The sequence below is a fragment of the Tessaracoccus aquimaris genome (assembly GCF_001997345.1).
In the GTDB taxonomy this organism is placed as follows: domain Bacteria; phylum Actinomycetota; class Actinomycetes; order Propionibacteriales; family Propionibacteriaceae; genus Arachnia; species Arachnia aquimaris.
The window spans coordinates 3,645,857-3,672,219 of record NZ_CP019606.1; the positions used below are offsets into that span (position 1 = coordinate 3,645,857).

Here is a 26,363-nt window from a genome sequence, read left to right on the forward strand (position 1 = left end):
CAGATACACTGCCTGCCATGCGCTACGTCTCGACCCGCTCCGCCGCGCCAGGCAAGCCCTTCAGCGACATCCTCCTCGAGGGGCTCTCCGCCGACGGAGGGCTGTACCTGCCCGAGTCCTACCCGCAGGTCGACGCCGGGACGCTCGCCGGGTGGCGCGAGATCCTCCTGTCGGACGGCTACGCGGCCCTGGCGTTCGAGATCGTGCGACTGTTCGTCGACGACATCCCCGAGGCCGACCTGCGCGGCATCCTCGAGCGGGCCTATTCGCCCGCCAAGTTCCTCGACCCCGCCATCGTGCCCGTCACCCACCTGTCCGATGGGCTGTGGCTCGCGCACCTCAGCAACGGGCCATCCGCCGCGTTTAAGGACATGGCGATGCAACTGCTCGGTGAACTGTTCGAGTACGAACTGGAGCGTCGCGGGGAGAGCATCACCATCCTGGGCGCGACGAGCGGAGACACGGGCTCTGCCGCCGAGTACGCGCTGCGCGGCAAGCCCGCCGTGAGGGTGTTCATGCTGTCCCCGCAGGGCAGGATGACGCCCTTCCAGCAGGCGCAGATGTTCAGCCTCGACGACCCGGGCATCGTCAACATCGCCGTCGAGGGCGTCTTCGACGACTGCCAGGACATCGTCAAGGAGATCAACGCCGACGCCGACTTCAAGGCGAGGCACCGGATCGGGGCGGTCAACTCCATCAACTTCGCCCGGCTGCTCGCCCAGATCGTCTACTACTTCGCCGCCTGGCTGCGGGTCTCCGACGGTGAGCCCGTCTCCTTCGCGGTGCCGTCGGGCAACTTCGGCAACATCGTCTCGGGCCACATCGCCCGCGAGATGGGGCTGCCCATCGACCGCCTGATCCTGGCCACCAACGAGAACAACGTGCTGGAGGAGTTCTTCCGCACCGGCGGGTACCGGATCAGGGGCGCAGCGGAGACGCTTGCCACCAGTTCGCCGTCGATGGACATCTCGAAGGCCTCCAACTTCGAGCGCTTCGTCTTCGACCTGCTCGGCCGCGACCCGGAGCGCACCGCCGAACTGTTCGGCGCCCAGTTGGTCGATGGGAGGTCCTTCGACCTCGGACAGACCCCCGAGTTCCAGGGCCAGTGCGAGCGGTTCGGGTTCGTGTCTGGCAGTTCGAGCCACGCCGACCGGCTCGCCGAGATCCGCCGCGTCTTCGAGGCCGACGGCGTCGTCATCGACCCGCACACGGCCGACGGGGTGCACGTCGCCCGGACGCTTGCGGTCCCCGGCCCCGTGATCGTGCTCGAGACGGCCCTACCCATCAAGTTCGCCGAGACCATCGTCGAGGCCATCGGCGTCGTGCCGCCCACCCCGGCGCGCTTCGAGGGCATCGAGGAGCTTCCACGGCACGTCATCGACGTGCCCGGCACCGCGGCCGCCGTCCGCGCCGTCATCGAGGACCGCATGGCCCAGTAGCCAGGATGTCGTCCCCGGGCGCCGTCGGCCGTTCGGCATGTGCCATCATCTGCGGCAGGGGGCAGAGATGACGTGTCGGACATGCGGAAGACCTTGCGGCGGCGAGGTGTGTTCCTCATGCCTGAGCCTCGCCGACAATCCGACGCTGAACCCGTACTCGGAACTCTCCGCCCAGCCGGCCCAGGGCCAGGCCCCCGATCCGTATCTGATGGGCCAGGACTGGACGCCGCCCCCGAGCAGCCAGGCGAAGGTGGGCGGCCGAGGCGTCGAGTCCGCGCCGCCGTGATCGTCGGCCTGTGCGCCGTCGTGGCGGTCGGCGCGGTGGTCGCGACGCTGGTGCTCACGGGCCAGGGGTCGACGGCCGCGGTGCCTGAGGTTGTCGCTCCCCAGCCGAGCGTCCAGATGACCGTGTCGCCCGATCCTGAGCCCACCACCGTCGAGCCGACGCAGCAGGAGACCGTGTTCGTCACGCTCACCCCCAGCCCGGCACCGGATGAGCCGGCGCGGGTCGATCCCCCGTCAACGGAGGGGCCTGCCACGATCGAGACGCTCACCACCGACGGCGCCGTCTCGTTCATGAACGACTACCTGCGACGAGTCGTCGCAGACCCCGCCGATGGTTGGCGCCTGCTCAGCACCCGCAGGCAGCAGGTCGAGGACAGGGAGTCCTACTACACCTACTGGCCCAGCCTGTCGTCCGCCTCTGTCAGCGGGTGCGTGTACGAGCCGAGCGGGTCGCTCGACTGCCGGGTCAACACCGTCGACAAGGCAGGCAAGACCGGTTCCTCTGAGGCGCGCTTCTGGCTCACCTCGGAGAACGGGCAGATCGTCATCGACGTCGCAGGCGGGGGAGGGCCCGAGCAACTCGCCGCCGAGGATGAGCTCGAACGGCTCCGTCTCGAGTCCACCGCGGGCCTCGTTCACGACGACAGATGGGTGGCGGAACTGTCCGCCAAGCGCCCGGGCATCTCCGACCCCATGCAGACGGCCGCCAACGGCACGCACGTGTTCTACCTCGCGGACATCCTGGCAGAGCATCAGCATCTTCAGGCGAGGCTGCCTGATACCCCCCTGCTGATGCTGCGGCGCGAGGACTGGGGCAAACAGGGCCGAGACCTGTGGCACACAGTGGCCGACCCGGGCGGCTTCACATCCGCCGCCGACGTCGACGCATGGTGCGCCGCGACATTCCCCGAACTGTCCGGGAAGGAACTGGCGAATCAGTGCACCCCCCGGCAGATGACCGCGCCGCACGACTGAGCGGACTCACCGCAAACGGGCACCGGTCGCGTCTAGGGTTGGGGCATGGACGGATCACAGGTCCCTGAACGTCGGATGCGCGCAAGCGACGCGGAACGCGACGAGGTCCTCACGGTGCTGCAACGGGCCTACGAGTCCGGACGCCTCGACCTCAACGAGATGCGCGAGCGGCAGGACAAGGCGCTGCGGGGCCAGTTCGTGGACGAACTGCCGGTGCTGGTTGGCGACCTGCCTGAGGGCCGCTCGCTGGTGCTCGGTGATGAACGCCAGGTCGCCCCGAGGCCGCGCGGCGTGGCCGAGACGGCGCCAGCGGACGGCGGGTTCACGATATCCGTGATGTCGGGGCGCGACATCACGGTCGAGTCCGGCACCAGGGAGATGCGCAACTTCGCCTGGTGGGGAGGCAACAACTTCGACCTGACAGGCGCGATGGGGCCGGGACGGATCGTCACGCTCACACTCCACGCGGTGATGGGCGGCAGCACCATCACCGTCCCGCCCGGCGTGCGCGTCGTCGACCGGAGCCTTGCGATCATGGCGGGCAACGAGGTGCAGCGGGACGCGCAGGGCGACGGATCGAACGGAACCCTTGTCCTGGAGGGTTTCCTGTGGTGGGCTGGGAACGAGGTGAAGTTGGGGCAGGGACCCGCCGGTGCCTGAGCGCGGCGTGGCGCGCAACCGACCCCTCACGGCCAGTCCGCGGCACCGGAAACACGGATAGGGTTGGGCGCATGGACGAGCATCGTCTGCGCGCCAGTGACGCGGAACGCGACCAGATCCTGAACGCCTTGCGACAGGCTTACGGAGCGGGACGCCTCGACCTGAACGACCTGCGTCAGCGCGAGGAGCAGGCCCTGCAGGTCTGCTACATCGACGAACTGCCCGCGCTCGTCGCCGACCTGCCCGTCAGCCGCGAGTTGATGCTGTCGACCGAGCACCCCGTCGCCCAACGCCCGATGCTGGACGCGCGCCGTCCGAGGGGCGGCATGACGCTGACGGTGATGTCGGCCCGCGACGTGCTTGTCACGGCGGGTACGGCCGAGGTGCGCAACTTCGCCTGGTGGGGCGGCAACAGTTACGACCTGAGCGAGGCGATGGGTCCCGGTCGAACCGTCGTGCTGCGCCTGCACGCCGTGATGGCGGGCAGCGACGTGCTTGTCCCGCCTGGCGTGCGGGTCGTCGACAGGTGCGTCGCGTTCATGGCAGGCAACCAGGTCGAACCCGAGGCCCAGGGCGACGGTTTCAACGGGACGCTGATCCTCCAGGGGTTCCTCTGGTGGGGCGGGCACCAGGTGAAGTTGGCGCCCAGGTTCCGTCCGCACGCGGGCGACGCCGAACCGGGCGAGCCGCCGCACCCACCTGTGACATGATGCTGCCGTTGTCAGCGCGACATGCGCGGAGGTGGTCATGTTTCGAAGGGTCGGCTGGGGCAGGCGCGTGGGCGCGCTGCTGTGCTTCGCCCTCGCGCTTGCGCTCACGCTGGCCCTGGTTACCGCGCTCGCCCTCGCCGCCCGGATCGGCAGGTTCGACGCGAGCCTTCCTCCGCCATCTGACGGGGTCACCTACCTGATCCTGGGCAGCGACTCCAGGGAGGGCCTGTCGCCGGTGCTCGCGAAGAAGTTGGGCGACCCTGAGGACAAGGGTGACCGCGCCGACATGGCGGTCCTGGTGCGCGTCCGCCCGGACGGGAGCAGCGCAACCGTCTCCCTCCCACGCGACCTGATCGTCAGCGACGACGACGGCAACCCCGAGCGCCTCGCCCTCTCGCTGCTCAAGGGGCCCGACGCGACGGCCCGGGCCCTGTGCCGCAGCCTGGACGTCGGCGTCACCCACGTCGTCGTCGTCCGGGTCACGGCGCTGGTCGACATCGTCGACGCGCTCGGCGGCATCACCGTCACCCTTCCGCACGCGCTCCAGGACAAGGGAGCGCTGCTCGACCTGCCCGCCGGGACCCAACGCGTCGACGGCCTCACGGCGCTCGCCCTTGCCCGCTCGCGCAGTCCCAGGGAGTTGGTCGACGGCGAGTGGGTCACCCTCAGCGCGGAGGAGGGGGCCCGTCGGCGAACTGCGTGGACCGGGCAGATCCTGCGCGACGTCACGGCCGGGCTGCTCGCGGCCACGCCCGTGACGCAGGCGCGCGCCGCGTGGTCGGCCGCGGCCGACGTGTCGACCGACGAGGCGATGAACATCCCCGACCTGGTCGCCCTGGCGGGCGCCGTCGACCGCCCCGTCCCCTTACCGGTGACCGCGGTCGGTGACCTGGCGGTCGTCGCCGACGGTGACGACGCGCTACGCGAGGCGGGCCTCCTCGGGTGCCGGGAACCTTGACGAACGGCCTGTTTTCCCCAGAAATTTCCATTTACCGGCGTTTTGCCTAGTCGGATGTGGTTGACTGCGAGCGGGCCCGGCAAAGGGCCTAGTAGATCGCCATGTACGGGGGAAGTATGAAGTTTGTGAAGCGCACGCTCGCGGTCGGCCTGGGAGCCGTTCTGAGCCTGGCCATTGCGCCGTTCGCCCAGGCGGACACGGCGCCCATGATGAAGGCGAGCGACCCGACGCCCACCGTCGGGCAGGCCTTCACCGTCAGCGGAGAGGGGTGCCTCGCCGACGGCGACAAGGCTGCCACCGTCCTGATCGACTACCAGGGCAAGATCTCCACCGCGAAGCCCGCCGCCGACGGCACCTGGTCCGCATCGCTGACCGCCGTCGAGGGCGCGGGCACCATCACGGCGACCTGTGACGGGTACGGCGCCGAGTTCGCCTACCCGAGCCTGACCGTCACCGGCGAGCCCGACCTGGCCGACGTCGCCGTCACCGGAGAGTTCCTCAAGGCGGTGCGTGACGGCTGCAAGGTCACCATCAGCACCAAGACCACCGGCCTGTCCGACTTCACGCTGCAGGTCTGGGATGACGGCGACGTGATCAACTCCTTCACCTGGAAGGAAGGCGGCACCCGAGACAGCGTCTGGACCATCACCCGCCCCGCGGGCACGCAGGCCGCAGGCGTCGACTTCGTCCTGACCACCAGCGACGGCATGCTCGACCACATCGAGAACTTCGAGTACCCCGCCTCCGCGGCCAACGAGTGCTCGGCCGCCGTGAAGGTCTCCATCGCGATCCCCGACTACAACGGCTCCACCGTTGCGGGCGCCAAGCACACGGTGACCGGCAAGGGCTACCTTCCCGGCGAGAAGGTCACGCTGACCTTCGCCCTGTACGGCTCCGAGGATCCGGGCAAGGTCGTCGCCACGGCGATCGTCGGCGAGGACGGCACCTTCTCGACCACCTTCGTCGTCCCGGCGTGGGCTCCAGGCGGCTACGCGCTGTACGCCACGGGCGATGACAGCGGCCGCTCGGACTTCGTGCGCGTCAAGGTCGTGAAGCCCGGCAGCGGCATCGGCCTTCCGCACACCGGTAACTGACACCTCACCTTCGGGGCCCTGGTCGACACTGTCGGCCAGGGCCCCGTCGCGTGCATCGAGGGCTGTCGCAGGTGGGGTCGCCGTGCCAGACTTGCCGTGCAGGCGCCGGTTGACGCCGCTCAGAGCGAGGAGTCCTCATGCCAGCCTTCCAGACCATCGTGGTGCCCGTCAGCGACCTCGAGTCGGCCAAGCGGATCTACACCGCTGCCCTCGGCGCTGAGCCCCACACCGACCAGCCGTACTACGTCGGGTACCACGTCGACGGCTGCGAGTTCGGGCTCGCGCCGAAGGCGATGGCGAACCATCCCACCGGCCCGGTCGCCTACCTCGATGTCCCCGACGCCGCGCAGGGCGTGCAGGACCTCGTCGCTGCCGGCGCGGCCGTGGTGCAGGACGCCACAGAGGTCGGCGGCGGCACCACCGTCGCGGTGCTCGCCGACGCCGACGGCAACGTCTTCGGGCTGCGTTCCTACCGGGCTGGCTAGTAGTCGGCTAGTAGTCGAGGAGCAGTGGCAGGCTCATCCGCCGCGCCTGGGTCGTCAGTTCGAGGAACACGGCCAGCCCGAACACGCCCCACTCGCGCAGATAGGTGACGCGGTCGCCGTTGAGCCCCGGCTCCTCGAGCGGGCCGCCGGTCAGCAGCGCCTGCGTCAGCGCCGTCCCGTCCACGCCAAGTCGCTCCCGGAGCATCCCGAGTTCCGCGGCGAGCAGGTCGAGCGTGCCCATCCCGATGGTGGCGCCGTCGACCGAGGTGCCGGTGAAGGTCGCGGCAATGCCGTCGATGGGCAGCCACCACTCCGCCCCGCCGATCAGGCTGGGGAACAGTTCGCTGCCGCCCTGCTTGGCGGCCTCGAAGGCGCGTGAGGCGGCGAAGTCCTGGGGGGAGTCGGCCTCGTCGGCGAGGTCGGGGTGTTCGATCTGGGCCGCCAGCACCAGCAGCGCGCCGTAGCCGAGCCAGTGCGGCTGGTCCGTCGCGTATGGCGCGTCGGGGTCGTCGGCCCACAGGCCGTCGAAGCCGAGGGCGGCGCCCATGGCCGCCTGCCACTGGGCGACCCGCTCCCAGATCGCCTCGGGGGTATCGGCAACCGGGACCTCGCCAGGGCGGACGGTGGTGAACTCGATTCCCTCCGCCGCGGCGGCCTGGGCGGCAACAGTCTGCCAATCTCCTGCGAAGTACCTGGTCAACGATCCAACATAGATGTCTAGGCCCATGAGGCGATCCTGACAGGAGCGCGGCGCCGGGCAGACGAAGTCCAGAACTTTCGCCCTGGGAATAATCCAAGGCTCAGCCCGTTGTACTGAACGGAAGTTGAGCCTCCTTGGCTCAACTTGGAACTTGAGCCTGGTCGACTCATATGGTTAACTTGAGTCAACCCCGCTCAAGGGATCATCAGACACTTAACAGACATTGACTCCAGGAGGAATCCACATGGCTCGTGCAGTAGGCATTGACCTCGGCACCACCAACTCGGTCGTCGCCGTCCTCGAGGGCGGCGAACCCACCGTCATCCCCAACGCCGAAGGCTCGCGGACGACGCCTTCGGTCGTGGCGTTCACCCCGTCCGGCGAGGTCCTCGTCGGCGAGGTCGCCAAGCGCCAGGCGGTCACCAACGTCGATCGCACCATCCGTTCCGTCAAGCGCCACATGGGCACCGACTGGAAGGTCGACATCGACGGCAAGGAATACCACCCGCAGCAGATCTCGGCATTCGTGCTGCAGAAGCTGAAGCGCGACGCCGAGGCCTACCTCGGTGAGTCGGTCACCAATGCCGTCATCACCGTCCCGGCCTACTTCGGCGACGCCGAGCGTCAGGCGACCAAGGAGGCGGGCGAGATCGCCGGCCTGACGGTCGACCGCATCATCAACGAGCCCACCGCGGCCGCGCTGGCCTACGGCCTCGACAAGGGCGACAAGGAGCAGACGGTCCTGGTCTTCGACCTCGGCGGCGGCACCTTCGACGTCTCGCTGCTCGACATCGCAGACGGCGTGTTCGAGGTCAAGGCCACCAAGGGCGACAACCGCCTCGGTGGCGACGACTGGGACGCAGTTGTCGTCGACTGGCTCGTGACGCAGTTCAAGAACAAGAACGGCATCGACCTCTCCAAGGACAAGATGGCCCGCCAGCGCCTCCAGGAGGCCGCCGAGCGCGCCAAGATCGAGCTGAGCTCCGCCTCGGAGACCACGATCAACCTGCCCTACATCACCGCCTCCGCGGAGGGCCCGCTGCACCTGGACGAGAAGCTGACGCGCGCCGAGTTCCAGCGCATGACCCAGCCGCTGCTCGACCGTTGCCGCGCCCCGTTCAACGCCGTCATCTCCGACGCCAAGACCTCGGTCGACAAGATCGACACGGTCCTGCTCGTCGGTGGCTCGACCCGCATGCCCGCCGTCGCCGAGCTCGTCAAGGAGCTGACCGGCGGCAAGGAGCCGAGCAAGGGCGTCAACCCCGATGAGGTCGTCGCACTCGGCGCCTCGCTCCAGGCCGGCGTGCTCAAGGGCGAGGTCAAGGACGTGCTGCTCCTCGACGTCACCCCGCTCAGCCTCGGCATCGAGACCAAGGGTGGCGTGATGACCAAGATCATCGAGCGCAACACCACGATCCCGACCAAGCGGTCCGAGGTGTTCACCACGGCCGAGGATAACCAGCCCTCCGTGATGATCCAGGTCTACCAGGGTGAGCGCGAGTTCGCCCGCGACAACAAGTCGCTCGGCAACTTCGAGCTGACCGGCATCCTGCCCGCCCCGCGCTCCGTCCCGCAGGTCGAGGTCACCTTCGACATCGACGCCAACGGCATCGTGCACGTCGCGGCCAAGGACCTTGCCACGGGCAAGGAGCAGTCGATGACCGTCACCGGCGGCTCGGCCCTCGGCAAGGACGACATCGACCGCATGGTCAAGGAGGCCGAGGCTCACGCCGAGGAGGACAAGCAGCGCCGCGAGGCTGTCGACATGCGCAACGAGGGCGACGCCCTGGTGTTCCGCACCGAGAAGCTGCTGAGCGAGCACGCGGATACGATCGGCGAGGACGTCAAGGCCCCAGTGGTCGAGGCGACCGACAAGCTCAAGGAGGCCCTGAAGGGCGAGGACAACGACGCGGTCAAGGCTGCGATCGACGACCTCAACACCAAGGCCGCCTCCATGGGCCAGGCGATCTACGCCGCCGCGCAGGCCAAGCAGCAGGAGTCCGCCGCCCCGAGGGCGACAGCGCCGACTCCGGCTCCGAGGCAGGCCCGGGTGAGGACGATGTCGTCGACGCTGAGATCGTCGACGAGGAAAAGGATGACGACAAGTGACCGATTCGCATCAGGATGCGGACCGCGAAACCACGGGTGAGGGCGTCGATTCGACGCCCTCGCCCGAGGGCGTTGAGCAGGATTCGCCGGTGGCCGATCGATCGGCAGAGCTCGAGACACTGGTCGCCGAGCGCACCGCGGACCTGCAGCGCCTCCAGGCGGAATATGTGAACTACAAGAAGCGCGTCGACCGTGACCGTGACCTGTCCCGTCAGGCGGGGATCGAGCACGTGTTGACCGACTTCATGCCCGTGCTCGACGCCATCACGCTCGCCAAGCAGCACGACGACATCGACGGCGGCTTCAAGATGGTCGCCGACGAGTTGGACAAGGTGACGAACAAGCACGGCCTCGTCGCGTTCGGCGCGGTCGGCGACGCGTTCGACCCCGTCAAGCACGAGGCGCTGATGGCGATCCCGCTGGACCACCCGGTCGACGTGACCACCGTCTCCCAGGTCATGCAGCAGGGCTACGAGCTCAAGGGCCGCGTGATCCGCCCCGCCCGCGTGGCCGTGGCCAACCCCTGACCAGTCGTTTTCCAGAAAGGAGATGAGCGAGAGTGAGTACGAAGGACTGGCTCGAAAAGGACTACTACAAGATTCTCGGCGTCTCCAAGAGCGCGACGCCCGAGGAGATCAAGAAGGCCTTCCGGAAGATCGCCCGCGAGAACCACCCGGACCAGAACCCGGGAGACAAGAAGGCTGAGGCGCGCTTCAAGGAGGCCTCCGAGGCCAACGCCGTCTTGAGCGACGCGGACAAGCGCAAGGAATACGACGAGGCCCGCAGCCTGTTCGGCGGCGGCTTCCGGTTCAACCGCGGCGGCCAGCCCGGCGCCGGCGGCAACGCCGGATTCGAGGACCTGTTCCGCAACGCCGCCTCCAACTCCGGAGGCGGCGGGGCGGGATCGTTCGGCGACCTGTTCGGGGGGCTGTTCAACCAGGGCAACCCCACCACGACGAGGCGCGCCACTCAGCGCGGCCCCCGTCGTGGGGCAGACGTCGAGGGCGAGGCGACCATCAGCTTCGAGCAGTCGGCGGAGGGCGCGACCATCTCGTTGCGCACCATCTCCGACGAGCCATGCCCCTCGTGCCGTGGCACCGGCGCGAAGGCGGGAACCCTGCCGCGCGTGTGTCCCTCCTGTGAGGGCTCCGGCATGCAGACCACGCAGGCAGGCGGCGTCTTCCAGATGTCTGAGCCGTGCGTCGAATGCCTCGGCCGTGGCCTGATCGTCGAGGAAGCGTGCCCCACGTGTGACGGTTCCGGGCGCGGCAAGTCGTCCAAGACCATGCAGGTCCGCATCCCCGCGGGTGTGCAGGACGGGCAGCGCATCCGGCTCAAGGGCAAGGGCGCTGCGGGCGAGAACGGCGGAGCGGCGGGTGACCTGTACGTGCTCGTGCACGTCACGCCACACAAGCTGTTCGGCCGTAGCGGCAACAACCTGACGCTGGAGGTGCCCGTCACCTTCACCGAGGCATCATTGGGTGCCGAGATCGAGATTCCGACTCTGCAGGGCCGCAAGGTCAAGCTTCGGATCCCGGCCTCCACCCCCAATGGACGCACCATGCGCGTTCGCGGCAAGGGTGTGCGCAAGTCCGACGCCTCGATGGGCGACCTGCTGGTCACCATCAAGATCGAGGTTCCCGACGACTTGAGCGAGGATGCGAAGGCCGCGCTCCTGGAGTACGCGGAGAAGGCGCACCAGGCGAACCCGCGTGAGGCGTTGTTCGACGGGTGATCGCGATGAGTCAGCATCTGCAACCATTCGACCCGGAGGCAGCAGTGTTCCCCGTGTCGGTGGCCGCGTCGCTGGCCGACATGCACGCCCAGACGCTGCGCGGCTACGACCGTCTCGGCCTCGTGGTGCCCCAACGGGCACGCGGGCGGGGGCGGCGCTACTCGCTGCGCGACGTCGCCAAGCTGCGCCACGTCCAGAACCTCTCCCAGCAGGGCATCAACCTCGAGGGCATCCGCAGGATCCTCGCCCTCGAGTCAGAAGTGGACTCGCTGCACGGGCAGGTCGAGCGACTTGCGGACCTGGTGCGCAGGCTGCAGGCCGAGGAGGCCACGTCGCGGGTCTTCACCGCGGAGGCCTCCGGCTCGGTCTACACCGGCCGGTTCCGTCCTGCGGCGCCAAGGGCGCTGACGGCCACGACGGACCTCTGAGAGGCCAAACGAGAGGCCCGGGACCACGGTCCCGGGCCTCTTCGCTGCCCTGGCGCTGACGTGCCGGGGTCCGCGAATCGGTACGCCTCCCGGCCAAGTAGGATCGCGTCTACAGACCTTGAGAGGAGCCAACTGTGCGGAAGCGGACCGGAACGAAGTTGTCGATCGTCGGAGCCGGAGCGGTGGGCACCTCGCTGGCCTACGCCGCCCTGATCCGCGGTGCCGCCTCCGAGGTGGCGCTGATGGACATCAACGAGAAGAAGGTGCACGCGGAGGCGCTCGACCTCGCGCACGGCAGCCAGTTCCTTCCGCCCGCCCGCATCGACGGCTCCTCGGATGTGGCCGTGACGGAGGCCTCCGACATCGTCGTGATCGCCGCAGGGGCGAAGCAGAAGCCGGGGGAGACCCGGATGGATCTCGCCGAGAAGACGGTCGATCTCATGAAGAAGATCGTCCCCGGCCTGGTGGAGCAGTCCCCGGAGGCGGTGTTCATCCTCGTCACCAACCCCGTCGACGTCGTCACGCAGGCCGTCGTCAAGATCTCCGAACTGCCCGACGGGCGCGTCTTCGGCTCCGGCACGGTGCTCGACTCGTCGCGGCTGCGCTACCTGGTGGCCCAGGAATGCGACATCGCCATGAGCAACGTGCACGCCTACATCTGCGGCGAGCACGGCGACTCGGAGATCCCGCTGTGGTCGACCTCGACCATCGGCGGCGTCCCGCTCAGCCAGTGGGAGGAGCAGACCGGGCAGCTCAGCCTCGCGCGCCGCAGTGAGATCACCGAGCGGGTGGTCGGCGCCGCCTACGAGGTGATCGAGGGCAAGGGGGCCACCAACTACGCCATCGGCCTGGCGGGCACCCGCATCATTCAGGCCGTGCTGCGCAACGAGCACTCCATCCTGCCCGTCAGTTCGATGCTGCACGACTGGCACGGCATCTCCGATGTGTGCATGTCCGTGCCCCAGATCGTCGGCCGTTCCGGCGTCGTCAAGGCCCTGGAACTGCCCGTCTCCGCGCAGGAACTGGTCGGCCTGCAGAACAGCGCCGAGCACATCCGCAGCGTCGCCGCCAGCCTCGGCTTCTGATCCTTACCAGCTTGGCCCCTGGTCAGCGCTCAGGGGGCGACCAGGGAAAGGCAAGGGTCTCGTCCGGCTGTGGGCAGCCGGTCGAAGGGGCACACTGGAAGTACCCCACATGCACGAGGAGTGACATGAGCGACAACACGCACGAGCAGCACAACTTTGACGACGAGCCCATCCACGTCGATGCGGTGACCGAGGACCAGGTCGCCCAGGAGCAGCCGGTCATCGACGCGGAGGAGATCGTCGAGGACGCCGCGGACGAGGCCCACGACCAGGTCGACAAGGCGGCGAGCGACGTGAACCAGTTCGGCGAGAACCTCGCAAAGGCCGCCTCGGACGCCGCCTACGCGACCATCGGCCTCGTCGGCGTGGTGAGCGACAGGCTGAAGGAGTTCTACTCCGAGCAGAAGCAGCAGTACCTGGTCGACCACCCCGACTTCGACGGCGAGCCCGAGGCGAAGCACGTCGCGTCGCGCTTCGGCGAGCAGGTCGACAAGTTGGTCGAGGACATCGGCCGCACCATCCGCGACCTCGCCGAGCGCGGCCGCGCGTCCTCGAAGGTCGCCGCCGACGACGCCGCACAGAAGGCGGCCCAGTTCGCCGACCAGGCCGCCGCCAAGGCGTCCGACCTGGCCGACAAGGCGGGCGACGCGGCTCAGCGGGCTGCCGACAAGGTCGGTGACGCGGCTCACCGCGCGGCCGACGACGTGGAGGCGGCGGCAGACGACGCCGCGGACCGCGCGGACGAGGCTGCCGAGAACGTCTCGGACCACGTTGAGGAATCCTCCGAGCAGCGCGACGATCGCACCCAGTGGTGACCACCCGCTGACACGACCACTAGCGGCCCGGCATCTCGCGAGATGCCGGGCCGTAACGTGTCTGCTACAGGGTCGAGGCGGTCGGCGCCCAGTCCTCCGGGAGCGGGTCGGTGCGCGGCGCCCGCGAGGTGAGCGTCACGAACTCGCCGGTGCGCGCGGACTCGTCGACGGCGGCCATCACCTCGAGCACGTGCAGGGCCAGTTCGCCGCTTGCGCGGTGCGCGACGCCCGCCCGGATCGAGCGGGCCATGTCGAGGACCCCCATGCCGCGCCCGTTCGCCGGCCCGGTGGAGGGGAGGGACTGCCAGTCCTCGTCGCCCGCACGGAAGAGGCGCAGGTCGCCGTCGAAGCGGTTCGGATCGGGCAGTCGCAGCACCCCGTCAAGGCCGGTGATCTCCACGAACCCGGCCCGCGGGCGCTGCGCCTCGAAGCTCAGGATGGCGGTGGCGGACCCGCCGCCCTCGAACTGGGCGAGCAGGCTGACGTGCGTCGGCACCTCCACCGCGAACCGGTCGCCCGCGAGCGGCCCCTGCCCGACCGTGCGCTCGTCGACGGCCCGGGAGCCGACGGCCGCGACGCGCGCGATGCTGCCGAAGGTCTCCACCAGCGTGGTCAGGTAGTAGGGGCCCATGTCGAACAGCGGGCCTGCGCCGCGCTGGTACAGGAAGGCGGGGTTCGGGTGCCACGACTCCGGGCCTGGCACCTGGAACAGCGTGAGCGCGGTCAGTGGCGCGCCGATGTCGCCGCGTTCGATGGCACGTCGGGCGCTCTGCAGGCCGGCCCCAAGGAAGGTGTCGGGGGCGCAGCCGATCCGCACCCCGGCGGCCGCCGCGCGCTCCAGGACCGCGCGGCCCTCCGTGATGTCGAGGGTGAGCGGCTTCTCGCTCCAGACGTGCCTGCCCGCCGCGATCGCTGCCAGGTCCACGTCGGCGTGCGCCGCGGGGATCGTCAGGTTGACGACGATCTCGACCTCGGGATGGGCAAGCACCGCATCCGGAGTCCCGTGTGCAGGGATGCCGAACTGCTCGGCGCGGGCCCGGGCGGCGTCGGGGAACAGGTCGCCGACCGCGAGCACCCGCAGGTCGGGGAAGGTCGTCAGGTTGCCGAGGTACTGCTCGCTGATGTTGCCCGCGCCGATGACGCCGATGCCGACCGGCCCGGCGCTCACCCGGCCGACCCGAGGTCGCGCAGGTAGGCGAGCGAGGCGGCCAGGCCCTCGAAGATGTCGCCGGCGTAGGCGTCGAACTCGATGACCTCGAACTCGGCCGACGGGGCGGCCGCGAGCGCGGCGGGGATGTCCATGGCTCCCTGGCCCGCGGGCACCTGCGCCAGCGGGTCGAGGGTCAGCGGGCCGTCCTTGATGTGCAGGGCGACCACCCGCTCGCCGAGGCTGCCGAGCAGGGCGGGCACGTCGGCGCCGCCGGTCGCGGCCCAGTAGGTGTCGACCTCCAGCACCACGCGCGGGTCGAGCAGGCCTGCGAGGTGTTCGAGCGCGGAGACGCCCTCGATCTGGTGCTGCAGCTCCCACCAGTGGTTGTGGTAGCCGACCCGCATCCCGCGGTCGGCGGCGTCCTGCGCGAGCCGGTTCAGCGCGACGGCCGTCTCGGTGATGGCGTCGGCGTCCGCCCAGCGATCCTCGGGGACCATCGGGTCGATCACCGTCGACACGCCGAGCCGCTCCGCCGCGTCGAAGACCGCCGCGGCGTCGCCGTTGATCAGCGACGCGTGCGTGGTCGGGGCGAGCAGGCCCGTCTCGGCAAGCGCCGGGGCGAGCGCGTCGGCCAGGTCGACCAGCGCGAACGGTTCGACGCGCTCGAAGCCGAGGTCGGCCAATCTTCGCAGCGTGCCTGGCAGGTCGGAGGCGAGGGCCTCGCGGACGGAGTACAACTGGACTGACGTCACCATGACGACACCCTAGTCGCGGCTAGAGCTGTCCCGCACGGGTGATGGGCGGATTGAGTACGTCGAGGGTGCCGCGCGTGAACAACTGCGCCGGCCTGCCGCCGTCGACATTGCTGGTGCGGCCGGTCGGCTCCAGGAAGCCGGGGGAGCGGGTCACCTTGCGGTGGAAGTTGCGCGGGTCCAGTTCGGTGCCCCAGACGGCCTCGTAGATGGCCCGCAGTTGGCCGACGGTGAACTCCGGCGGGCAGAAGGCGGCCGCGAGCGGGGAGTATTCGAGCTTTGCGCGCGCCCGCTCGATGCCGTCGGTCAGGATCTCGCCGTGGTCGAAGGCAAGCGGCAGGGCGCCCGACTCGAAGTCGGCGACGCTCCGCCACGCCGCGTCCGAGGCGTCGGTGCCTGCGGTGGGCTCCGCCATGCCGGGCACCAGGGCGAGCCAGGCGATGGTGACGGTCCTGCCGCGCGGGTCGCGCCAGGGGGCTCCGTAGCTGCCGAGCTGCTCGAGGTACACGCCAGCCCCGATCGAGGTCTCCTCGGAGAGCTCGCGGTAGGCGGCGTCGCGGAGGTCCTCTTCCGGCCCGACGTAGCCTCCGGGCAGCGCCCACGACCCCTCGAACGGCGGGTACTTGCGCTCGACGACGAGCACCTCGAGCCGCCCCTCGCGGATCGTGAGGACGACCAGGTCGACGGTGACGAAGAACTCCTGCATGCAACAAGCGTACCGACCTTATCGTCGCTGTGACGCGGGACGTTGCCATGTCCGTCTCCTTATCGTCGAGTTGACATTAAACCCTCTCCTGGTTTATCGTCAGTATCACGATAAACACGGCAAGGAGGACATCATGGCAACCATCACCCGCTTCCCGTTCATCCGGCACCTGCGCGGCACCGCGACGAGCCACATCGAGTTCCTCTCCGACGGGAGGGCAAGGTCGGCAGGCGTCGGCGCCTCGTTCTGGTTCCGGCCGCTGACGGCGGCGATCAGCGAGATCCCCGTCGACGACCGCGAACTCGAGACGCTGATCCGCGTGCGCACCTCCGACCTGCAGGAGGTCGCGGCCCCCGTCACCGTCACCTACCGCTTCGCCGACCCGGTGCAGGCGGCGGCCCGCGTCGACTTCTCGATCGACCTGGGCTCCGGCACCTGGAGGGAGGCGCCGCTTGAGACGGTCGGCGCGATGATCCACAGCGCGGCCACGGCCGCAGTCACCAGCGCGCTGACCGGGATGACGCTCGGCGAACTGCTGACCCGCGACATCGTCCAACTGGCGGAGGAGGCAAACTTCCTGATGCACTCCGACCCGCGGCTCGCCGCGATCGGCGTCGAGGTCGTCGGGACGCGGCTCGCGATGCTGCGTCCGGACGCGGACGTCGAGCGCGCGCTGCAGACCCCGGCCCGGGAGCGCGTCCAGCAGGACGCGGACAAGGCCACCTTCGAGCGGCGCGCCCTCGCCGTCGAGCGGGAGGCCGCGATCGGCGAGAACGAACTGGCCAACCAGATCTCGCTCGCCAAGCGGCAGGAGCAGTTGATCGCCCAGAAGGGCGCCAACTCGCGGCGCGAGGCGGAGGACGCCGCGCAGGCCGACGCCGTGCGCGTCAAGGCGGAGGCCAGCAGGGCCGCGACCCTCTCGGAGACAAGGGCCGACGCGACCCGGCTGCTCGGCCAGGCCGAGGCCGACGCCGAGGCGGCCAAGCTGGACGCCTACCGCGACGCTGGCCGCGACGTGATGCTTGCGCTCGCGCTGCGCGAGTTGGCGGCCAACCTGCCGAGCGTCGAGCAGTTGGTGCTCACGCCCGACCTGCTGACCGGACTGCTCGGCAAGCTCACCGGCGGCACCGGCGGCGCGGGGGATGAGGCGGAATGACCAGCCCACGGGTCGTCGTGGTGCACCGGGCGACCGAGTACGACGAGCTACTGGCCAGGCACGGCACCAGGGGGCAGGCCGCATTCTTCCTGACGACGCGCGGCCGCAGCCTCGACGACGTCGACGCCCAGCACGCGGCCCTCGCGGCGGCGAGGGCGACGGTGGCCGCGGCGATCCCCGCGGACTGGCGCCGCGCGGAGGTCGAACGCTCCGACGTGTCGCGGTTCGTGTTCGGGCCGGAGGACATCGTCGTGGTGGTCGGCCAGGACGGACTCGTCGCCAACGTCGCCAAGTACCTGAACGGCCAGCCAGTGATCGGCGTCAACCCCGGCGGCTACGCGGGCATCCTGGTCCCGCACCGCGCCTCCGAGGTCGCGGCGCTGCTCGCAGGCCGCGGCAAGGCGCCCGTGACGCGGCGCGCCATGGTCAGCGTCCGCACCGACGACGGCCAGGAGTTGACGGCGCTCAACGAGATCTTCGTGGGGCAGCCGACGCACCAGTCGGCGCGCTACCGCCTCGAGGTGGCAGGGGAGGGCGAACGGCAGTCGTCCTCCGGGCTGATCGTCGGCACCGGGACCGGCGCGACGGGCTGGTGCGCCTCGATCCAGCGGGTCGCGGCCCCCCAGTTGCCGCTTCCCGCCCCGTCCGAGGAGGGGCTGGCCTGGTTCGTGCGCGAGGCGTGGCCCTCCCCGAACACGGGAGTGAGCCTGACGGCCGGCCTGCTCGCGCCCGGCGAGGAGCTGAGCCTCGTGGTCGAGTCCGACTCGCTGATCGCCTTCGGCGACGGCATCGAGGACGACCGGCTGATCCTCAGTTGGGGCCAGCGGGTCTCGATCGCGGTCGCCGACCGGTACCTCGTCACGCTCTAGCCGACGCGTCCATCGACGTCGGCCCTCGCCGCGCCGCGCAACGACGTGGGGGAGGCAATAGGCTGGATGCTCCCGCCGAGGAAGGACCTGCATTGAGCGAGATCGACGAGCACGAGCCTCACACCGACACGATTCCCATTCCGGCGCCCGGCGTCGCGGAGGCCCACCCGGCCGTCGCGGACGCCGTCGAACACGAGATCAACTTCGACGAGGCGTTCTATCCGGCCCGCCCGCGGAGCCTCCGCCCCGCGCGCGGCGGCACCGCTCGTTCACCGGCACCCTGGCCACGCCCTTCGAGCCCGTAGGCACCAACAAGGCCTACGTCGAATGGCTCGTCAACCACTCGATGCTCGGAGACGCCAAGACGCTCGCCCGGCAGTTGTCCGGCCAGCCCGAGATGTGGGGCCGCGCCTACGCGAGCCCGCACCCCCGCGGCGCCGTCGACACCGCGTCGGTCTGGTTCACCGCCTACCCCCTGTCGCAGATCACGGGCGAGGGGGAGACGTTCCTCGCGGCGCTCGGCGGCGACGACCTGTGGGACGCGTTCGCGCGGATCGGCATCCGGGCGATCCACACCGGCCCCGTCAAGCTCGCGGGCGGCGTGTCCGGGTGGACGCGCACCCCGTCGATCGACGGGCACTTCGACCGCATCTCCATGACGATCGACCCGACCTTCGGCAGCGAGGACGACTACCGCACCATGCAGGGCGCGGCGGCGGCCCGCGGCGCCACCATCATCGACGACCTGGTGCCCGCCCACACGGGCAAGGGGGCCGACTTCCGGCTCGCGGAGATGAACTACCGCGACTACCCCGGCATCTACCACATGGTCGACATCCCGCGGGAGGCCTGGCACCTGCTCCCGGACGTGCCCCCGGGCAAGGACTCGGCCAACCTGAGCGCGGAGGACGAGCGCAGGCTCAAGGACGAGGGCTTCATCATCGGCGAACTGCAGCGGGTGATCTTCTACGAGCCTGGCGTCAAGGAGACCAACTGGTCGGCGACGGGCGAGGTGCTCGACACCGACGGCGAGCCGCACCGCTGGGTCTACCTGCACTACTTCAAGGACGGCCAGCCCTCCATCAACTGGCTCGACCCGACCTTCGCAGGCATGCGCCTGGTGATGGGCGACGCGCTGCACGCGCTCACCGACCTGGGCGCGGGCGGCCTGCGGCTCGACGCCAACGGCTTCCTCGGTGTGGAGCGCGCGAGCGAGGACGACGAGGGTGGCGTCGCCTGGTCCGAGGGGCACCCCCTGTCGGTGGCCGCGAACCAGTTGATCGGCTCCATGGTGCGCAAGGTCGGCGGCTTCACGTTCCAGGAACTGAACCTGTCGATGGACGCGATCCGGGCGACCTCGGCCGCGGGGCCCGACCTCTCCTACGACTTCGTGACCCGCCCCGCCTACCAGCACGCCCTGGTGATGGGCGACGCGGAGTTCCTGCGGCTGACGCTGCGGGAGGGGCGCGAGATCGGCATCGACCAGGCCTCGCTGGTGCACGCGCTGCAGAACCACGACGAGCTGACCTACGAACTGGTCCACTTCGGCACCACGCACCGCGCCGACACCTACCTGCTGGGCGGCGTCGAGTACACGGGGGCCGACCTGGCGGAGAAGATCCGCGACGACCTGCGCCGCCACATCACCGGCCCCGCCGCGCCGTACAACGCCGTCTTCACCCAGAACGGCATCGCCTCGACCACGGCCTCGGTGATCACCGCGAGCCTCGGCATCAGCGACCTGACCACCATCACGGACGCCGACGTCGAGCGGATCCGCGACGCGCACCTGCTGCTCGCCGCATACAACGCGCTGCAGCCCGGCGTGTTCGCGCTGTCCGGCTGGGACCTCGTCGGGGCGCTGCCCGTCGACAGGGACGACGTCGCCGACCTCGTCTCCACCGGCGACACCCGGTGGATCGAGCGGGGCGCGTTCGACCTGATGGGCCACAACCCGGAGGCCAACCGCTCGGCCTCGGGCCTTCCCCGGGCGCGGACGCTGTACGGGCCGCTGTCTGAACAGTTGGACGACCCGGACTCCTTCGCAAGCAGGCTCGGCTCGATGCTGCACCTGCGCGACGCGCACGGCATCGCGACAGGAACGCTGCTGGAGATCCCGGAGCCCGACGACACCGGGATCCTGGTGCTCATCAACAGGCTCGCCATCGGCGCGGTGCAGGTCAGCGTGTTCAACTTCTCGCAGCGCGAGGCGAGCACGGCGATCAGTTCGGCCCACCTGCCGGTCGGGGCGGGCGTCGTCGATCTCGGCACCTCGGAGGAGGTCGCCGTCGTGCGTCCCCGTGGTCGCCACAGTGACGACGACCAGGGCACCTTCGACGTGACGGTCGCACCGTTCGGCTTCCAGGCGCTGATCCTGAAGCACTGAGCGGGACACGCAGAACGGGCCGCCACCTCACTGAGGTGGCGGCCCGTTCGCGGTCCGGTTCGGATCAGATCATCGGCGAGGTGTGCCAGATGCGCTGCAGGTAGTCGCGCATCGAGCGGTCCGAGCTGAAGTAGCCGCTCCGCGCGACGTTGAGGATCGCGGAACGGGTCCACGCCTCCTCGTCGGCGTAGCGCTCCTCGACCTTGCCCTGGGCCTCGACGTAGGAGTCGAAGTCGGCAAGCGCCATGAAGCGGTCCTGGTTGAGCAGGTTGTAGACGACCGCGTCGAACAGGTGCGGATCGCCGTCGGAGAAGTGCCCCGACAGGATCAGGTCGAGGGTCGCCTTCAACTGCTGGTTCGACTCGTAGTAGTCGCCCGGGTTGTAACCCTTCGCGCCGAGCTCGGCGACCTGCGGCTCGTTCATGCCGAACAGGAAGAAGTGCTTGTCGCCCACCAGGCGGCGGATCTCGACGTTGGCGCCGTCGTCCGTGCCGATGGTGAGCGCGCCGTTGAGGGCGAACTTCATGTTGCCGGTGCCGGAGGCCTCCATGCCCGCGAGCGAGATCTGCTCCGACAGGTCGGCGGCCGGGATCAGCTTCTCCGCGAGGGTGACGTTGTAGTTCGCCGGGAAGGCGATCTTCAGGCGCCCCTCGATCTCGGGGGCGGAGTTGACCTTGGCCGCCACCATGTTGATCAGGTGAATGGTGTCCTTGGCCATCTTGTAGCCGGGGGCGGCCTTCGCGCCGAACACGACGGTCCGCGGCGTGACGTCGGCCGCGGCGATCTTGCCGGAGAGCACCTGCTCGTACAGCGAGACGATGTGCAGCAGCTTCAGCGACTGGCGCTTGTACTCGTGCAGGCGCTTGACCATCACGTCGAGCAGGTGCCCGTCGGGAAGGTCGATGCCGTCGCGCTGCTTCAGCAGGGCGGTGAGGCGCGCCTTGTTGGCCGCCTTGACCTCGCGGAACGCCACCTTGAACTCCGGCACGTCCGCGTAGGGCTCGAGCTCCTTGAGGCGCTCGAGGTCGGTGACCCAGCCGGGGCCGATCGCGTCGGTGATCAGGTTCGAGAGCTTCGGGTTCGAGAGCTTCACGAAGCGTCGCGGCGTCACGCCGTTGGTCACGTTCGTGAACTTCTCGGGCCACATCTCGGAGAAGTCGGGCAGCACCTTGTCGCGCAGCAACTGCGAATGCAGTTCGGCGACGCCGTTGACCTTGCTCGAGGCGACGGTGGACAGGTAGGCCATCCGCACGCCGCGCTCGGGGAACTCGGCGATCATCGACATCCGGCGGGCGCGGATCTCGTCACCGGGGAACGCCTCGCGCACCTCGGCGAGGAACTGCTCGTTGATCTGGTAGATGATCTCCATGTGGCGCGGCAGCAGGCGGCCGAGCAGCTCGGTCGGCCACACCTCGAGCGCCTCCGGCAGGAGGGTGTGACAGGTGTAGTCGAAGCACTTGGAGGTGACCTCCCACGCCTCGTCCCACGAGAAGTCGTGCTCGTCGATCAGGAGGCGCATCAGCTCGGGCACCGCGATGACGGGGTGCGTGTCGTTGAGCTGGTAGGTGATCCGGTCGGCCAGGTTGTGCAGGTCGAAGTCCTCTTCGAGTTCCTGGTCGATGAAGTCGCGCAGCGAGCACGCCACGAAGAAGTACTGCTGCTGCAGGCGCAGTTCCTTGCCCTGGGGCGTCGAGTCCTCGGGGTACAGCACCTTCGAGATGTTCTCGGCGAAGGTCTGGGCGCGCACGGCCTGCGCGTAGTCGCCCGAGTTGAAGATCTGCAGGTCGAACGCCTTGGTCGCCTGGGCTGACCACAGGCGCAGCGTGTTGACGCGGCCGTTGAGGTAGCCGGGGACCATGTAGTTGTAGGGGACGCCGAGGACGTTCCATGCGGGCACCCAGCGGGTCCGCTCGCGGCCGTCCGCGCCGACGTACTTCTCGGTGTGGCCGCCGAAGTTCACCTGCACGGAGGCCTCGGGGTGCGGGAACTCCCACGGGGCGCCGAGCGCGAGCCACGTGTCGGGCTGCTCGACCTGGCGGCCCTCGACGAAGGTCTGCCGGAAGATGCCGTACTCGTAGCGGATGCCGTAGCCGATGCACGGCACGTCCATGGTGGCGAGCGAGTCGATGAAGCAGGCGGCGAGGCGACCGAGGCCACCGTTGCCGAGGCCGGGCTCGACCTCCTGCTCGCGCAGCGTCGCGAGGTCGAGGCCGCACAGGGCGAGGCCCTTCGTCGCGATCTCGTTCAGGTCGGTGGCGAGCAGCGCGTTGTCCAACTGGCGGCCGAGCAGGTACTCGGCGGACAGGTAGCCGACGGTCTTGGTCTTGGCATCGCGGGTCTTGCGGCCCGTCTCGAGCCAACGCGCCATCAGGTAGTTCTTCACCGTGCTGGCGAGTGCGAGGTACTGGTCATTGGCGCTGGAGCGCGACAGCATCACGCCCTGGTTCGTGTTCAGTTCGTGGAGGAACTCACGCACGAATCCGTCGACGGAGTGCGATGGCATCCCGACCGGTGCGGTCGCCAACGGGTGGGTCGGCGTCGAGGTCGTTCCGTAGGCGCGCGCGCCGGTATTTTCATCAACCGAGAGCGTGTTCTCGGTCTGCTCAATCTCAGGCATGGTCCCAGGGTAATTGGCACGATCTAATTTGGTCCACACCGACCCCGGATAGCGGTGCTCTCCGGCGCGCCGTCGCGCGGGTCAATCGATGGTTGGCCAGGCCTCCAGCTCGTAGGAGCGCGCCCAGAACCGACCCTCGTACCAGGTGGCTGCGGCGAATGCCTCCGCCATCGCCGCGCGTGTCGCATCGTCTGCAGCCTCCGCCGCCTCGTCCATCAGGGTGATGGCGGTGACGGCCGACTCCCGGAAGACCGGGTCGTCGTAGGCGGCGACCCAGGCGCGGTAGGGGTGGCCTTCGACAAGCGCGCCGGTCGCGGCGAGGCGCTGGCCGACGTCGGCGTAGACCCAGTAGCAGGGCAGCACCGCGGCGACCCCGACGGCATATGACTCGTAGGCGACGCTTGCCTGCAGCATCGAGACGTACGCGCGGGTCGTCGGCGACGCCGCCGCGGGGCGGGGGAGGCCGGCTAGCCGGTCGTCGCCGAGCAGGGCGGCGTGCATCTCCACCTCGGCGGCGACCGCGCCGCTGGCCCCGGCCGCCCAGAAGGCCGCCGACTCCGCGGTGGGCGCCCTGCTGGCGAGCAGCGCAAGGGCCCGCGCGTAGCCCCGCAGGTAGAAGTCGTCCTGCGCGAGGTACTCGGCGAATCGGCGCGGCTCAAGCGTCCCGTCTGCGAGTTCGGTGAGCAGGGGAAGCGCGTCGATCTCGCGGCGCAGGCCCACGGTCTCGTCCCACACCCGTGAGCTGAAGGCCCTCGTGGTCCAGGTCACAGCGCGACCCCCCTGTCGTGCGGGCCGACCAGGTGGTCGACGGGTCCGTGGCCGGTTCCGGGGGTGCGGCTCAGAGTCCAGTCGGCGCCCGCCTGGATGGCGCGCTGCAGGTAGTCGCGGGCCTGCTCGATGGTGGCGAGCGAGACGCCGGAGGCGATGGTCTCGCCGTTCAGCGCTGCCTGGGCGGCGATCGCCGAGCTGAGCGTGCATCCGGTGCCGTGCGTGTTGCGGGTGCGGATCCGCGGGCCGCTGAGCAGCGCCAGGCCCTCGGCGTTGGCGTACACGTCTGTCAGTTCGTCCGCGTCGAGGTGGCCGCCCTTGACGAGGACGGCGCGGGCCCCGAGGTCGCGCAGTGCGAGCGCCTGCGCCGTCTGAGCGTCGGTGTCGACGGCTGGGGCCACGTCGAGCAGCACCCCCGCCTCCGGCAGGTTGGGGGTGATCACGTCGGCGAGCGGGAGCAGTCGGGTGCGCATGGTGTGGATCGCCTCGTCCTGCAGCAGTTTGTCGCCGGAGGTGGCGACCATCACAGGGTCGAGCACCACGACGCCGAAGTCGGCGCGGCGTTCCTCGATCAGTGAGGCGACGGCCTTGACGACCTCGGCGTTGGAGAGCATCCCGAGCTTTGTCGCGGCGACCGGGAGGTCGTCGATGACGGCCTCGACCTGTTCGCAGACGAGCGACGGGTCGACGGGGAACGCGGCGCGCACGCCCTGCGTGTTCTGCACCGTCAGGCCGGCAAGGGCCGCGGTGCCGTAGACGCCGAGCGCGGCGAAGGTCTTGAGGTCGGCCTGGATGCCCGCCCCGCCGCTCGGGTCGGATCCGGCGATGGACAAGACGATTCGGGGATTCATCGGGTGCTCCAGATGGACAGTAGTTCCGCGGCGGCGGCCCGGGGGTCGGGCGCTGTCGCGATGGCGGAGACGACGCAGATGCCGTCGACGCCCGTGTCGATCACGTCGCGGGCGTTTGATGCGTTGATGCCGCCGATCCCGACGGTGGGGCAGTGGCCGCCGTTGAGCGCGATCAGGCCGCGGGCGCCGTCGAGGCCGAGGGCGGCGTCGGTGTCGGTCTTGGTGGGGGTCGCCCAGATGGGGGACAGGCCGAGCACGTCCGCGGTCGGGTCGGCCAGTTCGGTGAGCAGTTGGGTGACGGTCGAGATCGACAGCCCGATCAGGGAGTCCTCGCCGAGCAGGTCGCGGGTGGCCCGGATGTCGCCGTCGGACTGGCCCTGGTGGAGGTGCAGCCCGAACCGCTCTGCGACGCTCAGCCGGTCGTTGACGAAGATGGCCGCCCGCCGTCCGGTGGCGTCGAAGGCGCGCTCGACGGCGAGCATGACGGAGCGCGTCAACTCGGCGAACGCGTCGTCGTCGAGGTGCTTGTCGCGCACCTGGACGACCCCGGCGCCGCCGAGCACGGCCTGCTCGACGATCGGGGCGACCCTGTCTGGGCCGCCGCTCAGGGCGGTGTCCGTGACGTAGTAGAGGCGCCAGTCGACGGCCCGTGCGACGCCGTCGCGGGCCCTCATCAGGCGTCCCTGATCGTGACGAGGCCGACCACCTCGTCGGGCGTCAGCCGGTACAGCGCGTCGATCCACGCCGTCCGGAACGACCCAGGCGCGCTCGCCTGGCGGGCCGCGACGGTGCCCGCCGCCGCGAACAGCGCGTGCGCCGCGACCACGGCGTCGTGGCGGCCCAGCCCGGCGGGGAGGGCCGCGCCGAGGCAGGCCGCGACGGTCGCACCGAGCGAGCAACCGGTGCCGATCACCAGCGGCATCAGGTCGCTGCCGCCGGTGACGCGGGTGGTGCGATCCGCGGAGACGATCAGGTCGACGGGGCCGGAGACGGCGACCACGGTGCCGACGCGGGACGCGAGGCCGCGGGCGGTGGCGAGCGCGTCCTCGACGGCGTCGGTGGAGTCGACGCCGCGGCCGCCTGCCGACTCTCCCGCGAGGCCGAGGATCTCCGAGGGGTTGCCGCGCACCGCGGCCGGCGTCTGTTCGAGGAGTTCACGCGCCAGTCTCGTCCGGACGGGCAGCGCCCCGACGGCGACGGGGTCGAGCACCCACGGCCGGTCGTGCGCGACGGCGGAGGCGGCGGCCAGCGGCATTGCCCGGTGCTGCTCGCTCGAGCCGTTGCCGAGGTTGATGAGCAGCGCGGACGCGACCCCGGCGAAGATCTCGGCCTCCTCCGGCAGGTCGATCATCGCGGGTGCGGCGCCGACGGCGAGCAGCACGTTCGCGGTGATCTCCGGGACGACGGTGTTGGTGATGCAGTGGACCAGCGGGCTGCTGGCGCGGACTTCGTTGAGGACGGCGGTGACCTGGTTCACAGGGCTCCCTTCGCTAGCACGACCTAGATCAGGTATTGCGGGTGTGATCTCAGCCCTCCAGTAGGGCACCCCGGCGCCGTCCAGCGTAGCAGGGCGGTGCCCGCGCGCGGCCGCGGCGATGTGCTCATCCGGAGCGTCCATTTCGGCCCGTGC

General features: G+C 69.8%; 26 protein-coding genes, 1 pseudogene and 1 riboswitch. Of the genes and pseudogenes, 18 read left to right on the top strand and 9 right to left on the bottom strand.

Annotated features, from left to right (window positions below; genetic code table 11):
* Positions 1-17 precede the first annotated feature (17 nt).
* The 8 genes from thrC to BW730_RS16595 all read left to right on the top strand — a co-directional run bounded on the left by thrC (position 18) and on the right by BW730_RS16595 (position 6,606).
* Positions 18-1,439: a threonine synthase gene (thrC, locus tag BW730_RS16560; protein ID WP_077687231.1), complete on the top strand. Its 1,422-nt coding sequence runs from the start codon at positions 18-20 to the stop codon at positions 1,437-1,439.
* A gap of 106 nt (positions 1,440-1,545) precedes the next feature.
* Positions 1,546-1,725, top strand: a complete 180-nt coding sequence (locus tag BW730_RS16565) for a hypothetical protein (protein ID WP_077687232.1) — start codon at positions 1,546-1,548, stop codon at positions 1,723-1,725.
* Positions 1,722-2,699, top strand: coding sequence for a hypothetical protein (locus tag BW730_RS16570; RefSeq protein WP_077687233.1), 978 nt, complete (start codon positions 1,722-1,724; stop codon positions 2,697-2,699). Before BW730_RS16565 ends, BW730_RS16570 begins: the two co-directional genes overlap by 4 nt.
* Positions 2,700-2,744: 45 nt before the next feature.
* On the top strand, positions 2,745-3,359 hold the full coding sequence (locus tag BW730_RS16575) for a DUF1707 SHOCT-like domain-containing protein (protein ID WP_077687234.1): 615 nt from the start codon (positions 2,745-2,747) through the stop codon (positions 3,357-3,359).
* Between the two features lie 71 nt (positions 3,360-3,430).
* The gene (locus BW730_RS16580; protein WP_077687235.1) at positions 3,431-4,069 is read left to right on the top strand and encodes a DUF1707 SHOCT-like domain-containing protein; all 639 of its coding nucleotides are present in this window, start codon (positions 3,431-3,433) and stop codon (positions 4,067-4,069) included.
* 37 nt (positions 4,070-4,106) lie between these two features.
* Positions 4,107-5,027, top strand: a complete 921-nt coding sequence (locus BW730_RS16585) for an LCP family protein (protein ID WP_145952941.1) — start codon at positions 4,107-4,109, stop codon at positions 5,025-5,027.
* A 116-nt stretch (positions 5,028-5,143) separates the two neighbouring features.
* Positions 5,144-6,121, top strand: a complete 978-nt coding sequence (locus tag BW730_RS16590; RefSeq protein ID WP_077687237.1) for a hypothetical protein — start codon at positions 5,144-5,146, stop codon at positions 6,119-6,121.
* Positions 6,122-6,258: 137 nt separating this feature from the next.
* Positions 6,259-6,606 carry a VOC family protein gene (locus BW730_RS16595; RefSeq protein ID WP_077687238.1) on the top strand — a complete coding sequence of 116 codons (348 nt, stop codon included), beginning with the start codon at positions 6,259-6,261 and terminating at the stop codon, positions 6,604-6,606.
* Positions 6,607-6,613: 7 nt separating this feature from the next.
* Here BW730_RS16595 and BW730_RS16600 read toward each other — a convergent pair whose 3' ends face one another.
* Positions 6,614-7,333 carry a hypothetical protein gene (locus tag BW730_RS16600; RefSeq protein WP_077687239.1) on the bottom strand — a complete coding sequence of 240 codons (720 nt, stop codon included), beginning with the start codon at positions 7,331-7,333 and terminating at the stop codon, positions 6,614-6,616.
* A gap of 217 nt (positions 7,334-7,550) precedes the next feature.
* On the opposite strand from BW730_RS16600, the pseudogene dnaK reads away from it, so the two are divergent.
* The 6 genes and pseudogenes from dnaK to BW730_RS16630 all read left to right on the top strand — a co-directional run bounded on the left by dnaK (position 7,551) and on the right by BW730_RS16630 (position 13,478).
* Positions 7,551-9,415: pseudogene (dnaK, locus tag BW730_RS16605) on the top strand (molecular chaperone DnaK).
* On the top strand, positions 9,412-9,942 hold the full coding sequence (locus tag BW730_RS16610) for a nucleotide exchange factor GrpE (RefSeq protein ID WP_077687240.1): 531 nt from the start codon (positions 9,412-9,414) through the stop codon (positions 9,940-9,942). Before dnaK ends, BW730_RS16610 begins: the two are co-directional and overlap by 4 nt.
* A gap of 32 nt (positions 9,943-9,974) precedes the next feature.
* Positions 9,975-11,150, top strand: a complete 1,176-nt coding sequence (dnaJ, locus tag BW730_RS16615; RefSeq protein WP_077687241.1) for a molecular chaperone DnaJ — start codon at positions 9,975-9,977, stop codon at positions 11,148-11,150.
* Between the two features lie 5 nt (positions 11,151-11,155).
* Positions 11,156-11,578, top strand: coding sequence for a heat shock protein transcriptional repressor HspR (locus BW730_RS16620; RefSeq protein ID WP_077687706.1), 423 nt, complete (start codon positions 11,156-11,158; stop codon positions 11,576-11,578).
* 134 nt (positions 11,579-11,712) lie between these two features.
* Complete coding sequence (locus tag BW730_RS16625) at positions 11,713-12,663, top strand: L-lactate dehydrogenase (RefSeq protein WP_077687242.1); 951 nt, start codon at positions 11,713-11,715, stop codon at positions 12,661-12,663.
* A 125-nt stretch (positions 12,664-12,788) separates the two neighbouring features.
* On the top strand, positions 12,789-13,478 hold the full coding sequence (locus tag BW730_RS16630; RefSeq protein WP_077687243.1) for a hypothetical protein: 690 nt from the start codon (positions 12,789-12,791) through the stop codon (positions 13,476-13,478).
* Positions 13,479-13,542: 64 nt separating this feature from the next.
* Here BW730_RS16630 and BW730_RS16635 read toward each other — a convergent pair whose 3' ends face one another.
* From BW730_RS16635 to BW730_RS16645, 3 genes are read right to left on the bottom strand one after another with little or no spacing between them, the layout of a single operon-like run.
* Positions 13,543-14,646, bottom strand: coding sequence for a Gfo/Idh/MocA family protein (locus BW730_RS16635; RefSeq protein WP_077687244.1), 1,104 nt, complete (start codon positions 14,644-14,646; stop codon positions 13,543-13,545).
* A complete protein-coding gene (locus tag BW730_RS16640) occupies positions 14,643-15,383 on the bottom strand; it encodes a sugar phosphate isomerase/epimerase family protein (RefSeq protein WP_077687245.1) in 741 nt (246 codons plus the stop codon). Before BW730_RS16640 ends, BW730_RS16635 begins: the two co-directional genes overlap by 4 nt.
* A 19-nt stretch (positions 15,384-15,402) precedes the next feature.
* Complete coding sequence (locus BW730_RS16645; protein ID WP_077687246.1) at positions 15,403-16,086, bottom strand: NUDIX hydrolase; 684 nt, start codon at positions 16,084-16,086, stop codon at positions 15,403-15,405.
* 133 nt (positions 16,087-16,219) lie between these two features.
* Between BW730_RS16645 and BW730_RS16650 the strand changes: the two genes are divergently transcribed.
* The 4 genes from BW730_RS16650 (at position 16,220) to treS (ending at position 20,497) form a co-directional block, all read left to right on the top strand.
* Entirely contained in the window at positions 16,220-17,242 is a 1,023-nt protein-coding gene (locus BW730_RS16650; RefSeq protein WP_077687247.1) for an SPFH domain-containing protein, read from the top strand.
* The gene (locus BW730_RS16655; RefSeq protein WP_077687248.1) at positions 17,239-18,111 is read left to right on the top strand and encodes an NAD(+)/NADH kinase; all 873 of its coding nucleotides are present in this window, start codon (positions 17,239-17,241) and stop codon (positions 18,109-18,111) included. Before BW730_RS16650 ends, BW730_RS16655 begins: the two co-directional genes overlap by 4 nt.
* A 92-nt stretch (positions 18,112-18,203) precedes the next feature.
* A complete protein-coding gene (locus BW730_RS19600; RefSeq protein WP_226996870.1) occupies positions 18,204-18,416 on the top strand; it encodes a hypothetical protein in 213 nt (70 codons plus the stop codon).
* A gap of 41 nt (positions 18,417-18,457) precedes the next feature.
* Positions 18,458-20,497: a maltose alpha-D-glucosyltransferase gene (gene treS, locus BW730_RS16660; RefSeq protein ID WP_237267971.1), complete on the top strand. Its 2,040-nt coding sequence runs from the start codon at positions 18,458-18,460 to the stop codon at positions 20,495-20,497.
* Positions 20,498-20,561: 64 nt separating this feature from the next.
* On the opposite strand, the gene BW730_RS16665 is transcribed toward treS, so the two are convergent.
* The 5 genes from BW730_RS16665 to thiM all read right to left on the bottom strand — a co-directional run bounded on the left by BW730_RS16665 (position 20,562) and on the right by thiM (position 26,210).
* The gene (locus BW730_RS16665; RefSeq protein ID WP_077687249.1) at positions 20,562-23,114 is read right to left on the bottom strand and encodes a glycogen/starch/alpha-glucan phosphorylase; all 2,553 of its coding nucleotides are present in this window, start codon (positions 23,112-23,114) and stop codon (positions 20,562-20,564) included.
* Between the two features lie 81 nt (positions 23,115-23,195).
* Complete coding sequence (locus BW730_RS16670; protein WP_077687250.1) at positions 23,196-23,882, bottom strand: TenA family protein; 687 nt, start codon at positions 23,880-23,882, stop codon at positions 23,196-23,198.
* On the bottom strand, positions 23,879-24,733 hold the full coding sequence (thiD, locus tag BW730_RS16675) for a bifunctional hydroxymethylpyrimidine kinase/phosphomethylpyrimidine kinase (protein ID WP_077687251.1): 855 nt from the start codon (positions 24,731-24,733) through the stop codon (positions 23,879-23,881). The genes BW730_RS16670 and thiD overlap by 4 nt, the downstream gene beginning before the upstream one ends.
* Positions 24,730-25,407 (bottom strand): thiamine phosphate synthase, encoded by a 678-nt coding sequence (thiE, locus tag BW730_RS16680; RefSeq protein WP_077687252.1) that lies wholly within the window; start codon positions 25,405-25,407, stop codon positions 24,730-24,732. The genes thiD and thiE overlap by 4 nt, the downstream gene beginning before the upstream one ends.
* A complete protein-coding gene (gene thiM / locus BW730_RS16685; protein WP_077687253.1) occupies positions 25,407-26,210 on the bottom strand; it encodes a hydroxyethylthiazole kinase in 804 nt (267 codons plus the stop codon). Before thiM ends, thiE begins: the two co-directional genes overlap by 1 nt.
* A riboswitch (TPP riboswitch) is annotated at positions 26,199-26,293 on the bottom strand. Its footprint overlaps the gene before it by 12 nt.
* Positions 26,294-26,363 lie beyond the last annotated feature (70 nt).

Excerpts from the sequence above, each read along its gene's own strand:
- thrC (WP_077687231.1), top strand. The coding sequence starts at position 18 with ATGCGCTACGTCTCGACCCGCTCCGCCGCGCCAGGCAAGCCCTTCAGC.
- BW730_RS16575 (WP_077687234.1), top strand. The coding sequence starts at position 2,745 with ATGGACGGATCACAGGTCCCTGAACGTCGGATGCGCGCAAGCGACGCG.
- BW730_RS16580 (WP_077687235.1), top strand. The coding sequence starts at position 3,431 with ATGGACGAGCATCGTCTGCGCGCCAGTGACGCGGAACGCGACCAGATC.
- BW730_RS16585 (WP_145952941.1), top strand. The coding sequence starts at position 4,107 with ATGTTTCGAAGGGTCGGCTGGGGCAGGCGCGTGGGCGCGCTGCTGTGC.
- BW730_RS16590 (WP_077687237.1), top strand. The coding sequence starts at position 5,144 with ATGAAGTTTGTGAAGCGCACGCTCGCGGTCGGCCTGGGAGCCGTTCTG.
- BW730_RS16595 (WP_077687238.1), top strand. The coding sequence starts at position 6,259 with ATGCCAGCCTTCCAGACCATCGTGGTGCCCGTCAGCGACCTCGAGTCG.
- BW730_RS16600 (WP_077687239.1), bottom strand. The coding sequence starts at position 7,333 with ATGGGCCTAGACATCTATGTTGGATCGTTGACCAGGTACTTCGCAGGA.
- BW730_RS16620 (WP_077687706.1), top strand. The coding sequence starts at position 11,156 with ATGAGTCAGCATCTGCAACCATTCGACCCGGAGGCAGCAGTGTTCCCC.
- BW730_RS16630 (WP_077687243.1), top strand. The coding sequence starts at position 12,789 with ATGAGCGACAACACGCACGAGCAGCACAACTTTGACGACGAGCCCATC.
- BW730_RS16640 (WP_077687245.1), bottom strand. The coding sequence starts at position 15,383 with ATGGTGACGTCAGTCCAGTTGTACTCCGTCCGCGAGGCCCTCGCCTCC.
- BW730_RS16645 (WP_077687246.1), bottom strand. The coding sequence starts at position 16,086 with ATGCAGGAGTTCTTCGTCACCGTCGACCTGGTCGTCCTCACGATCCGC.
- BW730_RS16650 (WP_077687247.1), top strand. The coding sequence starts at position 16,220 with ATGGCAACCATCACCCGCTTCCCGTTCATCCGGCACCTGCGCGGCACC.
- BW730_RS16655 (WP_077687248.1), top strand. The coding sequence starts at position 17,239 with ATGACCAGCCCACGGGTCGTCGTGGTGCACCGGGCGACCGAGTACGAC.
- treS (WP_237267971.1), top strand. The coding sequence starts at position 18,458 with ATGCTCGGAGACGCCAAGACGCTCGCCCGGCAGTTGTCCGGCCAGCCC.
- BW730_RS16665 (WP_077687249.1), bottom strand. The coding sequence starts at position 23,114 with ATGCCTGAGATTGAGCAGACCGAGAACACGCTCTCGGTTGATGAAAAT.
- thiD (WP_077687251.1), bottom strand. The coding sequence starts at position 24,733 with ATGAATCCCCGAATCGTCTTGTCCATCGCCGGATCCGACCCGAGCGGC.
- thiE (WP_077687252.1), bottom strand. The coding sequence starts at position 25,407 with ATGAGGGCCCGCGACGGCGTCGCACGGGCCGTCGACTGGCGCCTCTAC.